The organism is Streptomyces sp. NPDC050423, assembly GCF_040655445.1.
In the GTDB taxonomy this organism is placed as follows: Bacteria; Actinomycetota; Actinomycetes; order Streptomycetales; family Streptomycetaceae; genus Streptomyces.
On record NZ_JBFAJY010000018.1, the window covers coordinates 15,589 to 30,000 of the forward strand.

At 71.0% G+C, this 14,412-nt stretch carries 12 protein-coding genes and 4 pseudogenes; 8 read left to right on the plus strand and 8 right to left on the minus strand.

Features of this window, described 5'->3' with window-relative positions:
* Positions 1-3: 3 nt before the first annotated feature.
* Positions 4-639, minus strand: a complete 636-nt coding sequence (locus tag AB0I52_RS15670; protein WP_363072967.1) for an ATP-dependent Clp protease proteolytic subunit — start codon at positions 637-639, stop codon at positions 4-6.
* A 100-nt stretch (positions 640-739) separates the two neighbouring features.
* On the opposite strand from AB0I52_RS15670, the gene AB0I52_RS15675 reads away from it, so the two are divergent.
* From AB0I52_RS15675 to AB0I52_RS15710, 8 genes and pseudogenes are all read left to right on the plus strand, one after another.
* On the plus strand, positions 740-1,024 hold the full coding sequence (locus AB0I52_RS15675) for a type II toxin-antitoxin system Phd/YefM family antitoxin (RefSeq protein WP_363072789.1): 285 nt from the start codon (positions 740-742) through the stop codon (positions 1,022-1,024).
* A 118-nt stretch (positions 1,025-1,142) separates the two neighbouring features.
* Positions 1,143-1,295: pseudogene (locus AB0I52_RS15680) on the plus strand (TetR/AcrR family transcriptional regulator); the annotation flags it as partial.
* A 138-nt stretch (positions 1,296-1,433) separates the two neighbouring features.
* The gene (locus AB0I52_RS15685) at positions 1,434-1,736 is read left to right on the plus strand and encodes an urease subunit gamma (protein ID WP_363072791.1); all 303 of its coding nucleotides are present in this window, start codon (positions 1,434-1,436) and stop codon (positions 1,734-1,736) included.
* A 10-nt stretch (positions 1,737-1,746) separates the two neighbouring features.
* A complete protein-coding gene (locus AB0I52_RS15690; protein WP_363072793.1) occupies positions 1,747-2,058 on the plus strand; it encodes an urease subunit beta in 312 nt (103 codons plus the stop codon).
* Positions 2,051-3,772: an urease subunit alpha gene (locus AB0I52_RS15695; protein ID WP_363072795.1), complete on the plus strand. Its 1,722-nt coding sequence runs from the start codon at positions 2,051-2,053 to the stop codon at positions 3,770-3,772. Before AB0I52_RS15690 ends, AB0I52_RS15695 begins: the two co-directional genes overlap by 8 nt.
* Before the next feature lie 13 nt (positions 3,773-3,785).
* Positions 3,786-4,448 (plus strand): urease accessory UreF family protein, encoded by a 663-nt coding sequence (locus AB0I52_RS15700; protein WP_363072797.1) that lies wholly within the window; start codon positions 3,786-3,788, stop codon positions 4,446-4,448.
* Positions 4,449-4,520: 72 nt separating this feature from the next.
* A pseudogene (ureG, locus tag AB0I52_RS15705) lies at positions 4,521-5,021 on the plus strand (urease accessory protein UreG); the annotation flags it as partial.
* Positions 4,999-5,151: a hypothetical protein gene (locus AB0I52_RS15710; protein ID WP_363072983.1), complete on the plus strand. Its 153-nt coding sequence runs from the start codon at positions 4,999-5,001 to the stop codon at positions 5,149-5,151. The pseudogene ureG and the gene AB0I52_RS15710, both read left to right, overlap by 23 nt.
* Before the next feature lie 9 nt (positions 5,152-5,160).
* Here AB0I52_RS15710 and AB0I52_RS15715 read toward each other — a convergent pair whose 3' ends face one another.
* From AB0I52_RS15715 to AB0I52_RS15745, 7 genes and pseudogenes are all read right to left on the minus strand, one after another.
* Complete coding sequence (locus tag AB0I52_RS15715; RefSeq protein ID WP_363072799.1) at positions 5,161-6,210, minus strand: NAD-dependent epimerase/dehydratase family protein; 1,050 nt, start codon at positions 6,208-6,210, stop codon at positions 5,161-5,163.
* Positions 6,211-6,274: 64 nt separating this feature from the next.
* The gene (locus AB0I52_RS15720; RefSeq protein ID WP_363072801.1) at positions 6,275-6,988 is read right to left on the minus strand and encodes a lysophospholipid acyltransferase family protein; all 714 of its coding nucleotides are present in this window, start codon (positions 6,986-6,988) and stop codon (positions 6,275-6,277) included.
* 218 nt (positions 6,989-7,206) lie between these two features.
* On the minus strand, positions 7,207-7,704 hold the full coding sequence (locus AB0I52_RS15725; RefSeq protein ID WP_363072803.1) for a hypothetical protein: 498 nt from the start codon (positions 7,702-7,704) through the stop codon (positions 7,207-7,209).
* A gap of 182 nt (positions 7,705-7,886) precedes the next feature.
* Entirely contained in the window at positions 7,887-10,004 is a 2,118-nt protein-coding gene (locus AB0I52_RS15730; RefSeq protein WP_363072805.1) for a glycoside hydrolase family 6 protein, read from the minus strand.
* A gap of 224 nt (positions 10,005-10,228) precedes the next feature.
* Positions 10,229-10,693 (minus strand): annotated as a pseudogene (locus AB0I52_RS15735) (cellulose binding domain-containing protein); the annotation flags it as partial.
* Between the two features lie 84 nt (positions 10,694-10,777).
* Positions 10,778-11,521, minus strand: a pseudogene (locus AB0I52_RS15740) (hypothetical protein); the annotation flags it as partial.
* A complete protein-coding gene (locus tag AB0I52_RS15745; RefSeq protein WP_363072969.1) occupies positions 11,518-14,271 on the minus strand; it encodes a glycoside hydrolase family 48 protein in 2,754 nt (917 codons plus the stop codon). The gene AB0I52_RS15745 and the pseudogene AB0I52_RS15740, both read right to left, overlap by 4 nt.
* Positions 14,272-14,412 lie beyond the last annotated feature (141 nt).

The window sequence follows — 14,412 nt, forward strand, 5'->3', positions numbered from 1 at the left end:
GATTCACCGCGCGACGGGCGGCGGCAGCGCGGGCCCCCGGCTCTGCACGATGTGGTCGATCAGCCCGTATGCCTTGGCGCCCTCGGCATCGAGGATGAGATCGCGCTCGGTGTCGGCGGTGACCTGCTCGGCGGGGCGGCCGGTGTGGCGGACCAGCATGCCCGTCAGCGTCTCGCGCATCCTGGCCAGTTCCCGGGCCTCGATCTCCAGGTCGGACGGCTGCCCCTGTACCGGTTCGGCGAGCTCGGGCTGCTGCAGTACGACCCGTGCGCCGGGCAGCGCGTGCCGCCGGCCGGGGGCTCCCGCGGCCAGCAGTACGGCCGCGGCGGCACCCGCCTGGCCGAGGCAGAAGGTCTCCACCTCGCAGGTGAGGAACGCCATCGTGTCGTAGACGGCGGTCATGGCTCCGAACGAGCCGCCGGGGGAGTTGATGTAGAGCTGGATGGGCCGGTCGGGATCGTTGTGCTCCAGGTACATGAACTGGGCGACCAGGTCGTTGGCCGCGACGTCGTCGACCGGAGTGCCCAGGAACACGACCCGTTCGGCCAGCAGCTTGGAGTACGGGTCGAGCGTGCGGGTCCCCTGTGACGTGCGCTCGGTGAACTCGGGTAGTACGTAGCGGGCGGCGGGGCGGTGCATGGCGAAGACCTCTCCTCCGGGGCGCGCGGGTGCAGTGTGGGCGTCCACGCACGCTTCTGTAAAAAATGTACAGGACGTACAGAAGGTTATGATGGGGAGCATGGCCTACGAGATTCCGGTGACGCAAGCACGAGCTGAGCTCGCCGAACTGATCAACCGTGTCGTCTACGGCGGTGAGCGAGTGGTGGTGACGCGGCACGGTAAGCCGCTCGTGGCGTTCGTCTCGGCCGCTGACCTGGAGCGACTTGAGGACGAGGAGGCGGCGGAGCGGGAGCAGGTGATCAGCTCGGTCTCCTCGATCGGCTCTTCGCCGTCCGCTCCCGGCGAACGGCACCGCTTCGGAATCGCCGCGGAACACCGGCGACAGCGGGATCCGGGGAACTGACACGGAAAGGCCGTGCGCCCCGGCCCGTGGAGGCGGCGGTGCGCGGGGTGTCAGCCGGACAGTGCGGGGTGGCGCTCGGGTTCGACGGGGAGCCTCTGGTCGAGGGCTTGCGGCGGTCGCCGATGTGCCGGACGGACGGGTCGACCGCACGCTGATCGCCACCGCCCAGGGGTTAATCGTCCAGATGGCCATGTTCGGTGACCCCGGCCCCGAGGCCCCGGAGGACGGGCTGCGCGGGCTCATGTCCATGGACGTGCAAAAGATCAGTTAACGCGTCGGAAAAACTTCGGCTCTAACGTGCAATACCTCGCCGTGTGACACCGGTTCGACCTTCAACAGTCTGTTGAAGGCGGATGGTGTCGCGCTGCGCCCAGGGCCGGTACTGGGCGGACGACTGTGAGGTGGACACGTGCAACTGACCCCGCACGAGCAGGAACGTCTGCTCATTCACGTAGCCGCTGATGTGGCGGAGAAGCGCCGCGCCCGCGGACTGCGGCTCAACCACCCGGAAGCGGTGGCCCTCATCACCTCCCATCTGATGGAGGGTGCCCGCGACGGCCGCACGGTCACGGAACTGATGGCATCCGGGCGCAAGGTGCTCAGCCGTGACGACGTCATGGACGGCATAGCCGGGATGATCCATGACGTGCAGGTCGAGGCGACCTTCCCGGACGGCACCAAGCTCGTCACCGTCCACGACCCGATCGTCTGACGGGCCTCCGATGACTCCGGGCGAGATCCTGTACGCGCACGGGCCGGTTCCGCTCAACGCGGGCCGGACCGTCACGCGCCTCACCGTGCTCAACGCAGCCGACCGGCCGGTCCAGGTCGGCTCGCACTACCACTTCGCCGAGGCCAACCCCGGCCTGGAGTTCGACCGGACGGCAGCCCGCGGTCTGCGGCTGAACATCGCCGCCGGAACCGCCGTCCGCTTCGAGCCCGGCATACCCGTCGACATCGAACTCGTCCCCCTGGCCGGACGGCGGATCGTCCCGGGCCTGCGCGGCGGGACCGGAGGTGCTCTCGATGGCTGAACTCCATCGCGCCGTGTACGCGGACCTGTTCGGTCCCACCACCGGCGACCGGATCCGTCTCGCCGACACCGATCTGCTCGTGGAGATCGAGGAGGACCGCTGCGGCGGACCCGGACTCGCGGGCGACGAGGCGGTGTTCGGTGGTGGCAAGGTGATCCGTGAGTCCATGGGCCAGGCGCGTACCACCCGCGCCGAGGGCGCCCCCGACACGGTCATCACCGGCGCCGTCATCATTGACCACTGGGGCGTCGTCAAGGCGGACATCGGCATCCGTGACGGCCGGATCACCGGCATCGGCAAGGCCGGCAACCCGGACACCATGGACGGCGTCCATCCGGAGCTGGTCATCGGCCCGGAGACCGAAATCATCGCGGGCAACGGGAAGTTCATCACCGCGGGCGCCATCGACGCTCATGTGCACTTCATCTCGCCGACCCTCATGGACCAGGCACTCTCCGCCGGCGTCACCACGCTCGTCGGCGGCGGCACGGGACCGGCCGAGGGCACCAAGGCCACCACCGTCACCCCGGGCCCCTGGCACCTCGCCCGGATGTTCGCGGCGCTGGAGGCGTACCCCCTCAACATCGGTCTGCTCGGCAAGGGCAGCACGATGTCCCGCGACGCCATGCACTCCCAACTGCGGGCAGGCGCGCTCGGGTTCAAGATCCACGAGGACTGGGGGGCGACGCCGGCCGTCATCGACGCCTGCCTCGGCGTCTGCGAGGAGACCGGCGCCCAGCTGGCCATCCACACGGACACGCTCAACGAGGCCGGGTTCGTCGCCGACACCCTGGCCGCCATCGCCGGGCGCTCCATCCACGCGTACCACACCGAGGGGGCGGGCGGCGGGCACGCTCCCGACATCATCGGTGTCGTCTCGGAGCCGTACGTCCTGCCCAGCTCCACCAACCCGACCCGGCCGCACACCGTCAACACCATCGAGGAACACCTCGACATGCTGATGGTCTGCCATCACCTCAAGCCGGCCGTACCGGAGGACCTGGCCTTCGCCGAATCCCGGATCCGGCCCTCCACCATCGCGGCGGAGGACATCCTCCACGACCTCGGCGCCATCTCGATCATCTCGTCCGACTCGCAGGCCATGGGCCGCATCGGGGAGGTCGTCCTGCGCACCTGGCAGACCGCGCACGTCATGAAGAGGCGTCGCGGGGCGCTGCCGGGCGACGGGCGTGCCGACAACCGACGAGTCCGTCGCTATGTCGCCAAATACACCATCAACCCCGCGGTGGCCCAGGGCCTCGATCAGGAGATCGGCTCCGTCGAGACGGGCAAGCTCGCCGATCTGGTGCTGTGGGAACCGGCGTTCTTCGGGGTGAAACCACAGACCGTCATCAAGGGCGGCCAGATCGCATACGCGCAGATGGGCGACGCCAACGCCTCCATACCCACCCCGCAGCCCGTCCTGCCCCGGCCCATGTTCGGCGCCGTCGGCCGCGCACCGGCCGCCAACTCGTTCAACTTCGTGGCGGCGGCGGCGATCGAGGACGGGCTTCCCGAGCGGCTCGCACTCGGGAAGCGGTTCGTCCCGATCACCAGCACCCGCGGGGTCGGCAAGGCCGACATGCGCGAGAACGACGCGCTGCCGCGGGTCGACATCGACCCCGACAGCTTCGCCGTGACCATCGACGGCGAACGGGTCGAACCGGACCCCGCCGCCGAACTCCCCATGGCCCAACGCTACTTCCTCTTCTGAGAACGGTCCCCTGATGAGCCGTGCAGCCCTGCTCGTCCTGGCCGACGGCCGGTTCCCCGCCGGCGGCCACGCGCACTCCGGAGGCGCCGAACCGGCCGTCGGAGCAGGACGCGTCCGCAACGCGGAGGACCTCGCCGACTTCTGCCGGGGCCGCCTCCACACCACCGGGCTGACCGCCGCGGCGCTCGCCGCGGCGGCCGCCCACGGGCACGACCCGCTCGCCCTCGACGAAGCCGCCGACGCCCGCACCCCCTCACCGGCGCTGCGCGCGGTCGCGCGCAGGCTCGGCCGCCAGCTGATGCGGGCAGCCCGCGCGACCTGGCCCAGCGGCGAACTCGACGCGCTCGCGCGGACCCGCCCGCGCGGCGTCCATCAGCCCGTCGTGCTGGGCCTCACCGCCCGCTCGGCAGGGCTCGGCCCCGAGGACGCCGCGTACTGCGTCGCCTACGAAGCGGTGAGCGGGCCGGCCACGGCGGTCGTCCGGCTGCTCTCCCTCAACCCGTTCGACGCCACCGCGGTTCTCGCCCGGCTCGCCCCCGACCTCGACCACGTCGCCGGGCTGGCGGCCGCCGCCGCCCGCGGCAGCATCGACGAACTGCCCGCGGCATCGGCCCCGCTGCTCGACATCACCGCCGAGGCCCACGCCGGCAGGCCGGGCCGGCTGTTCGCCTCGTAGCCCCGCCCGCAGAGCCCGCCGGACTCGCCGGCAGCCCAGCCCGTTGCCCCGACACAGCACAGGAGCCGCACCTTGCACCTCGACCACTCCCACCCCGGCCCGGCTGCGGTCGGTGCCGACGCCGCACGCCCCGACGGCACCCGGCGCGCCCTGCGCATCGGGCTCGGCGGGCCGGTCGGCTCCGGCAAGACCGCGACCGTGGCCGCACTCTGCCGCACCCTGCGCGACGAGCTGTCCCTCGCGGTCGTCACCAACGACATCTACACCCGTGAGGACGCCGCGTTCCTGCTGCGCAACGCGGTACTGCCGCCCGAGCGGATCCAGGCCGTGGAGACCGGAGCCTGCCCGCACACCGCCATCCGCGACGACATATCCGCCAACCTCGAAGCCGTCGAGGACCTGGAGGACGCGGTGGGGCCGCTCGACCTCATCCTCGTCGAGTCCGGCGGCGACAACCTCACGGCCACCTTCTCCAAGGGGCTCGTCGACGCCCAGATCTTCATCATCGACGTGGCCGGCGGTGACGACATCCCGCGCAAGGGCGGTCCCGGTGTCACCACCTCCGACCTGCTCGGGGCGGACCGCCGTGCTCACCCGCCTCGCCGGCCCCGCCGTGCTGGTGACCGCGGTGGCCGCCGACGCGAGGGAACTGCGGGCCGTGCTGGACCAGGCGCACGACGAGCTGACGGCCGGGGCCGGCTGAACACCCCGCTCACCCCGTCCGGTCGTACCGCTCCAGCCAGGCGTCCTCCGCCGTGTAGTCGAAGAGCCCCGTGCCGTACGCCCGCACCATGGCGGGATAGGCGTCCGTCCAGTCGCGTCCCGCCAGGTGCGCGGTGATCCACTCGACGGACTCCGGGAGCGACTCGGCATAGCCCGTCACCGGCCGGTAGCCGAGCTCGCGTTCGGCGGCCGTCATGTCGTACACGATGGGATGCGGGGCGCCCCAGGGCGACAGGCCGACGCCGTCGGTCGCGGCGGGGCCCGGCATCAGTACGGTCTCGGTCTCCCGCCCCAGCACCGCGTCGACCGCCTCGCCGATCTCCGCGACGGTCGGCGCCTGCGGATCGGCGGCGTTGAGCACCCGGGAGCCGGGCCGCAGGGCGGCCAGCCGGATCAGTTCGGCGGCGTTGGCGGCATGAAGCGGATGGAAGCGCGACTTTCCCCCGTACGCCAGCACGCGGCGGGCGCGGCCGTCCAGAGCGCGTTTCACGAAGTAGAGCTCGCGCGGTGAGCGGCAGTACGGACCGTGAACGGCACCCGCTCGCAACAGCGTGACGGGCAGCGTGTCCCCCGCCGCGAGGAGATCCTGTTCCAGCCGGATCTTCCGCGTCCCGTACGTGGCCTCGCCCGGCGGGACGGTGGGCTGCGACTCCGGGAGCGGCACCGGGTAGCACGGCGACCCGTCGGGTTCGCCCTGCGTATCGAAACTGCGGCCGCGGTCGTCCTCGTACACCGCACCGCTGGAGACGACCACGGCCGACCCGATCCGGTCCGCGAGGTCCGTCAGCTGCCGGGCGTGCTGCCCCCCGTACGCCACCATGTCGACCAGTACGTCGCAGCCGTCGCCGAGCGCCGCCGCGAGCGCGCCCTCCTCGTCGCGGTCCAGTGCCGCCGTGCGTACCCCCTCGTCCCAGCGGTCGTCACGGCCGCCACCGCGCGAGGCCGCGGTCACCGTCCAGCCGTCCTCGACGAGCGAGCGCACCGCGGCCCGCCCGATCTGGCCCGTCGCTCCGAGCACCCATGCCTGTCCTTTGCCCATGCACCGCACGCTAGGGCGAGTACGGAGCCCGGACCAGTGGGGTTCACGGACCGCGAATCCGCCCTCAGCGTCGCAGTTTCGGGAACTTTCCCGGGCGTTCCGCCTGTTCGGCGGCCTTCACCTTGGCCGCGTACTCGTCGACGTACTCCTGGCCGGAGAGGCCCAGGATCGCGTACATGATCTCGTCGGTGACCGCCCGGACCGCCGCCTTCTCGTTCTCCAGACCGGCGTAGCGGGAGAAGTCCAGCGGCCGGCCGAAGCGGATGGTGACCTGTTTGATGCGCGGCAGGACCTTGCCGGGAGGCTGGATCTCGAACGTGCCGACTATGGCGCACGGCACCACCGGCACCTGTGCCCTGATCGCCATGACCGCGACCCCGACCTTGCCCTTGTAGAGCCGCCCGTCGTGCGAACGGGTGCCCTCCGGATAGATGCCCAGCAGCTCACCCCTGCTCAGCACCCCGAGCCCCTCGCGGATCGCCGCCTGCCCGGCCTCCTTGCCGGACCGGTCCACCGGGATCTGGCCGGCACTGCGGAAGAACGCGGCGGTCAGCCGGCCCTTCACACCGGGACCGGTGAAGTACTCCGCCTTCGCGAGGAAGGTGATGCGCCGTTTGATGATCGCGGGCATCAGGAAGTGGTCGGAGAACGACAGATGATTGCCGGCGACGATCGCCGCACCGTCCACCGGAATGTGCTCCGTGCCCTCGATGACCGGGCGGAAGAACAACCGCAGCAGCGGCCCCAGGACGACGTACTTGAGCAGGTAATAGAACACGGGGCGGCTCCCAGTTCGGCCGGATCGGCTCCACAGCTGCGTTCTGCCAGGTCGGTGGAGACCTCAGCAGAGGCCACCTTATGTGCAGCCGCCGTCCCGTCCCCCCCCGTCATCGGGCGGGTCGATGCCGCCCCTGTGCCGCCTCTCCCCGGCCGGCGTAGTCGCGGTCGTGACCCCGGACAGCGGGCTCACCGACGCGCTCCCCTCCGTACCGGGGGTCAGACGGCGCGGCGCTGTTCGTGGACGGCCTTCATGAGGTCCTCGATGGCGGACCGGGCCTCCACGTCCCGCTCCTCGTCGATCGCTTCGAGCGCGGCGGCCGCGGCCTCGCGGATGTGGTGCGGGAGGTCGTCTGCGGCGGTGAGCCGGTAGGCGGCCTGGCGGCGCGCCGTGCGCTCGGCGGGGTGCACCGCGTCGGGGCCGGAGAGCGGGAACACGGAGACTCCGTAGGCGGATATCCCCAGCACCACCATCTCCCCGATCCCGTCGGCGTACCCGAGCGCGACGGCCTTCCCCCGGTCCTCCTGGATGGTCGTGATCATCCGGCGGCGTGAGAGGACCGTGCCCAGGGCCGCGCCGCCTCCCAGCGAGAGGCCGCAGGTGACGGCGAGGAACGGTCCGTCCCAGACCAAGCCGGTGAATGCTCCGAGTACCGCGAGGGCTACGGTCCATGCGGCCGCCCCCCGATGGCCTGTCGTCTCCGGTGCGGTGTCCATGGGGGGAGTGTGCCATTCGGCGGCGACGGAACCGCAGCCGGGTGCGGGGCGTTGGGGCGCCGTGCCGGTGCTTCACCGGCCCCGGTCGTTCGTATCGCGGGCGCGGCACCGCCCCCTGCCGGATGTCCGGCAGGGGGCGGTGCCAGGGGATGACCGGTCGGTTTCCCGGGCGGTCGGGAAGGTCAGGGCGCGGTGCCCCAGGCGAGCGCGCCGGTCACGTAGACGCCGATCTTCGACGCGTCGGCGTAGCTCGTGGCCGTCGAACGGCTGTAGTCGTCCGTCTCGTCGAAGTTGGACCAGTCGCTCTTGTTCAGCCGCAGCTGCATCTCACCCGTGGAGGCGCCCGCGGCGAGCGTGCCGCTGCCGAAGCCGACCTCCAGGTAGTGGCTGGCACCGGCCGCGGAGCTGCCGGAGGACTGCACACCGTGGGTCAGGTTTCCGCAGCCGATCACCGCGTAGTCGCACGCGGTGCCGAAGGTGGACGCGCCGGCCTCGGGGGTGAACCAGTACCGCACCTTCACCGTGGACAGGTCCACCGAGGTGCTGCCGGTGTTGACCAGTTGCAGACCCATCCGGATCTGGTTGTCGGTGGCGGAGGAGTCGGTGTTCTTGTACTGGACCTTCAGCGTGCCCGTCCCGGTGCCGCCGCCCGCCGACGTGGTGGCGGAGACCGCGGCGGAGGCCGCCGACACATTGCCGGCCGCGTCCTTGGCCTTGACCGTGTAGCTGTAGGCGGTCTCGGCGGTCAGACCGGTGTCCGTGTACGAGGTCGTGGTGGTGGAGCCCGCCTTCACCCCGCCGCGGAACACGTCGTAGCCGGTCACGCCGGTGTTGTCGGTCGACGCGGTCCAGGACAGCGAGACACTGCCGCTGGTCTTCGCCGTGACGGTCACTCCGGTGGGCGCGGTCGGCGCCTGGGTGTCATTGCCACCGCCGCTGCTGCCGTCGAGCGCCGGGTAGGCGTTGCGGATGAGCTCCTGGAACTGCGCGGAGAACCAGTGACCCGCGAGCGGGGAGTTCGGCAGGGCACCGGTCAGGCTGTTGCCGTTGCGGCCGTTACCGGTGTACGTGGGGTCGCACATCCGGTCGAAGCCCTTGCCCTCGTCGTTGTCGACGGGGGCGCTGTTGCCGTCCGACTCGCCCGGGGGCTTGGCCCAGACGTACGCGTCGATGCCGGGCTCGGGGGCGGTGGTGGGACGCTCGCCGATGCCGGCACCGGTCTGGTTGCACCAGTTGCCCGCGTGGATGCGCCGGTCGACCCGGCCGCCGTTGACATAGGCGTCCACACTGGTCTGCGGCCCGGGGCCGGCGGGCCGGTCGCTGCCGCCCCAGCCGTTGCGGGCCGTGTCGATCAGCATGCCGATGTTCGAGGCGAAGCCCTGGCTCACCAGCTCGGTGCGCAGCGCCTGGGCGAACGACAGCTCATCGACGTAGTAGTTCCAGTCGATCCACTTGGACTGGCGGACCTGGGTGCCGTTCACCGTGTCGGTGACCTTGAAGTTCGGCTCCTTGAGAGCCGAGTAGTTGGCCGTGTTCACGATGAAGCCCGTGACGTCGGCGACCGTGGCGCCCTCCGACGTGGCGGCCTTCTTGAACTCCTGGGCCGCCGGGACGAAGTTGGAGTCCCAGCCCAGCCAGCCGTGGTGGGCGGCGTCGACGTAGTTGTAGACGTTGGGAATGGCACCGAGGGTGTGCAGGGCGTAGCCGACACCCTTCTCGTAGTTGCCGTTCGCCTTCATGGTCGCGCAGGCGTCGGTGGAGCCTTCGGATCCGCCGGCGTTGGTGACCAGGTTGGGCAGCGAGTCGGGCTCGATGATGGTGACGATGCGCAGGTTCGCGTACGCCGGGTCGGCGAGGATCTCGGAGATCGGGTCGATGTACTCGTCCTTGTACCGGTCCAGCTCGGTGGGCCCGAGCTCACCGTTGGACGCCAGCGCGGCGCAGTCCCGTCCCGGCAGGTCGTAGATGACGACCTGGAACAGGTTGGCGCCCTGGTCCAGTGCCGTGTCGAGGTGCTCGCGCAGGCTCTTCGCCCCGGCCGTGCCCTCGATGGCCGCGATGCGGTCCATCCAGACGAATCCCGGTTCGTCGGCGATGGAGCTGCCGCCCGGTTCGGCCGCAGCCTTGGCGGACCAGTCGGGGTTCACGTATGCCGTGGCGCCCACATAGGGGTTGTCCACCCGTGCCGCCGCCGAGGCGGGGGTGGGGATGGCGACCGCCAGTGCCGCGCCCATGGCCAGGGCGGAGAGTGCGGCCAGTCTTCGGCGTAGCCCGTGCATGATGGTGCCTCTGGTTCTCATTGCGGCTCCGTGCTCCTCTCGTACGTCTGCGGAAGCTCCCCGCAGACGGGTTCGTGGGGGTGTTGCCGGGGGTGGGCCCGGTCGGGGCCCGCCCCGTCGGCCGCCGTCGGCGGGGACGGCGGTCGTCGGTGAGGTCGTCGGTGGTGCCCCGATGGCGGGTACAGCGGGGCGGATGGGCGACCCGCCATCGGGAGTGCGGTGGGGTGGCCGGGTTCAGCGGCCGGTCACGGTGCGGTGCCCGAGACCAGGGCGCCGTCGACGTACACGGCGACCTTCGAGGTGTCGGCGAAGGCCGTGCCGGCGGTCCTGCTGTAGTCGTCGGACTCGTCGAAGGCCGACCAGTCGGCCTTGTTGAGCCGCAGCTGGATCTCACCGGTGGCCGCGCCCGCGGCCAGGCTGCCGCCGGTGAAGCCGACCTCCAGGTAGTGGTCCGCGCCCGGTCCGGGGGATTCGGCCGGCTGCACCCGGTGGGTGACGGTGCCGCAGCCGATCACCGCGTAGTCGCACGCGGTGCCGTACGAGGCCGCACCGGACTCACCGCTGAACCAGTAGCGCAGGGAGACCTTGCTCAGATCGACGGGCGTGGTGCCGGTGTTCACCAGTTGGAGGCCGGGCCTGATCTGGTTGTCGCCGGGCGACGCGTCGTTGTTCTTGTACTGCGCCTTGAGCGTGCCGGCCGTCCCGCCGCTCTCCGGCTCCGTGCTCGCGGCGAAGGAGAACTCGTTCATCCCCAGGCCCTGGCCGCCCTGCCAGATCTCGAACCCGGCCTCCGCGTCGATCAGGTAGTGGGCCGGGCTGATCGAGCCGCGGCCGACACCGTCGTCGATGAGGCCCTTCACACTGAAGTCGGTGAGTTCGGTGGCGCCGTCCTGAAGCACGTACGAGATCACCTTCCAGCCCGAGGCGCCCGGCCCGGTCCACACGTCCCAGGTCCGGCCGTCGAGCTGGACGGTGGCGGTGCGCGACCCGATGGGCTGGACTCCGCCGCGACGGTTCATCCAGATCATCAGCTCGGTGCCGTCCGGCTGGTCGTCGGTTACCGGCGCCGAGTTGAACCAGAGGTCCATCGACACGTTGTACGCGCCGGAGCCGACCTGGGTGGTCGACCAGTCGGTACGTACGCTGCCCAGCTCGTCGACCCGCAGCGGCAGCCCGCTGTCCGCCGTGCACAGACCCCAGTGGCAGCCCTTGTAACTGGAGGGATACGTGGCCGGCGCACCGTTCGTCGGCAGCGAGAACGAGGACGTGGTGACGCTCCAGGCTCCCGTGTCCGGGTCCACATCGACGCACTGCTCGGTCTCGGAGTTCCACTCGTTCTGCTGGTACAGGTACTCACCGCCCCGGAGTTCGGTGGTCCCCCACGGAGTGCAGTCGGTGACCGGGGCCGCCGAGGCCGGGGAGGCGCCGGTGAGCGTCGCTGCCGCGGCGAGGAGGAAGGCTGCCAATGCCCCGGTCAGAGCCGGGAACCGGGGACCGGTGCGTCCGGCCGCCGTGCTTGTGACGCGGTGGCCGCTCATGGCTCGATCCCCCAGGCAAGCGTCCCGCCCACGTACGCCGCGACCTTCGACGCGTCGCCGTACACGGTGTTGGTGGCGCGGCTGTAGTCGTCGCTCTCGTCGAAGTTCGACCAGTCGCTCTTGTTGAGGCGCAGCTGGAGCTCGCCCGTCGAGGCGCCCCCGGCCAGGGTGCCCGCGCCACCGGTGAAGCCGACCTCCAGATACCGGTCGGCGCCGGTCCCCGGGCCGGCCGCGGCGACCACCTGGTGGGTGATGTTCGCCGAGCCGAGCGCGGCGTAGTCGCAGTACGTGCCGAAGGTGCTCGCGCCGCCGTCGGAGGAGAACCAGTACCGGACCGTCACCGTGGACAGGTCGACCGGGGTGCTGCCCGTGTTCAGGACCTGGAGGCCCATCCGGATCTGGTTGTCGGTGGCGGAGGAGTCGGCGTTCTTGTACTGGACCTTCACCGCACCGGTGCCGGAGGAACCGCCGGACTCCGTGGTGGCGGTGACCGAGGCCGACAGCGCCGAGGTGTTGCCGCCCGCGTCCCGGGCAGCGACGGCGTAGCTGTACTCGGTGGCCGGGGCGAGATCCGTGTCGGTGAACGTACGCGTGGCCGCGTTGCCCGCCAGCACCCCGTTGCGGTACACGTCGTAGCCGGTCACCGCGACGTTGTCGGTGGCGGCCGACCAGGACAGCGACACGCTGCTGCTGCTCGTCGCTGTCACGGTGAGCCCGCCCGGCACCGTCGGCGCCTCGGTGTCCCCGCCGGTCCCGCCGCCCTCCACCAGCAGCTCCGCGTAGATCGCGAAGGCCAGTGCGAGTGCCGCCTGTGCCCAGAAGCGGTGGTACGTGAAGGAGGGGGCGGCGCCGCCGTCCAGGTAGGCCTGTACCTTCGGCCAGTCCGGGTCGTCCCGGTACCAGCTGCGGATGTCGATGAAGGTCGCGCCCGGCTCGACGGTGTCGCCGTTCGGCATCGTGCCCGACCACCCGGCCGGGATGTACACCTCGTCGTTGAACCGGTTGTAGTCCTTCCTGGTCTCCGGCACCGAGATGCCCTTGTCGGTGGTGTTCAGCGCCATCGCGTCCAGCAGCGCCTTGGCCAGCGCCGCGGCGTCCTCGTCACCCGACTTGGCGGCGTAGTAGGTGAGCGTCTTCACGTACGCGGCGCCCACGCCGACGTCGTTGGCGTAGTCCACGACCGAGACGTGCAGGCCGGCGTTGTCCCCGGGGGACGCCGCGTCCCAGGTGTCGGGCTGTCCCGTCCAGCTCAGGGTGGAGGGGAACCGGAACGTGCCGTCGGCGCCCACCGTCGTCTCACCGGAGGCCCAGGCGACCCACTTGGCGAGCACCGCCTGCGCGGACGCGTTGCCGGTGACGTAGTAGTACGCGGCGACACGCTCCATGCCCCACGCCTGGAAGCCGAACCAGTTGTTGCTCGGCGGGTCGTGGTAGACCGGCTGCCAGTCGTAGGCCATGCCGTAGAACGTGGGCGTCCCGGCCGGCGGCTCGCCGTACGCGCCCTCCCAGCTGTTGGTGCAGCCGCCGGCGAAGGCGCCCTCGCTGGACTGCAGCCAGGTCAGGAACTCCAGCTGCCGGGTCAGGCTCTTGGACCAGTCGCCCCTGGCCGTCGCCGACCTGGGCGTCAGCGCCGGTACGTTGGACAGCGCCCAGGCGGAGAGCGGGTTCTGGTATCCCTGGTGGGAGGCGCCGTCACCGATGCGCCACGCCCAGCCGCCGCCGCTGCCCGCGGCGGCGCCGCCCCAGGCGTAGTACCAGGACAGCAGGTAGTGCTGGGAGTCCCGGCCCGATGCGGCGGGACAGGAGCCCGGGTCGGTGCAGTCACCGATCCGCTTGAAGTACTTGTCGAACATGGCGTAGCGCAGGTAGTCGCCCATCTTGGCGGCCTTCGCCACCGAGGCGGCGACCTCGCTCTCCTTGCCCTGGTCCGAGGCCCAGCGCAGCGCCCAGTAGGCGGCCTGCACCGCGCGGGCGTCGGCGTCCGGCGCGTTGGTGTACTTCCACTGCTCGGCGTAGCTCGCGTCACCGACGAAGAGATCCAGGTACCCGTTGGGGCCGCCGTAGCCGAAGAGGTCGGTGGTGGGCTGCGGGACCGTCTCCCACACCGACTCCTGCGCACCGCGCTGGTAGGTGTTGATGTAGGAGGCGCCGGCGCCCGGACCGGACTCGCCGCCGGTGCCCGGCTTGTTGCCGTAGCCGTAGATGTTGTCCAGGTCCATCAGCCAGTGCATGCCGTAGACGTCCATCGTCCCGTAGGACGCGGCGAGTTCGGTGGCGAGCGGATCCGTGCCGACCGGGACCGTGCCGTCGAGGGCGGAGGGGTAGTCGTCCGGCAGCGGGTGCTCGGGTGCGTAGGTCGCGGGGGCCCCGGGGTTGTACGCGTCGCTGGTCGGCTGGTCGGCGTGCTGCGGGATGATCGTCTTCTCCGCCACCGCCCAGGCCGCGTTGAACGGCGCCCAGTCACCGGTCACCCGCCCGTACGCCGCCTCCAGCCACATCCAGAAGCTGACGGCCTCCGACGTGGTCTCGTGGCCGTGGTCCGGCGCCTCGACCATCAGGGTCTCGACCGAGTGGTACGGGAGACCCTCCGGGCTGAAGTAGCCGTTCGCCGCCGCCTTGATCTTCCCGTACTGGGTCAGGAAAGCCTGGGTATAGGGGTCGTCGGCCACCGTGGCGCGGGCACCGCCGGCGGCCGCCGGGGTGGCGGTCCCGGCGACGGCGGTGCCCTGTGCCAGGCCCATGGCGAGCAGGCTGCCGCCCAGGGCGCTGCTGAATGTTCTACGTGATATCGACACAAATCCTCCAGTGGCGGGTGTCGTTGGGGAGGGAGGGGACGGAGGGGAGGGACGTGAAGTGGGGACGGGGGAGGAGCGGAGAGGCGGACGCGGTGT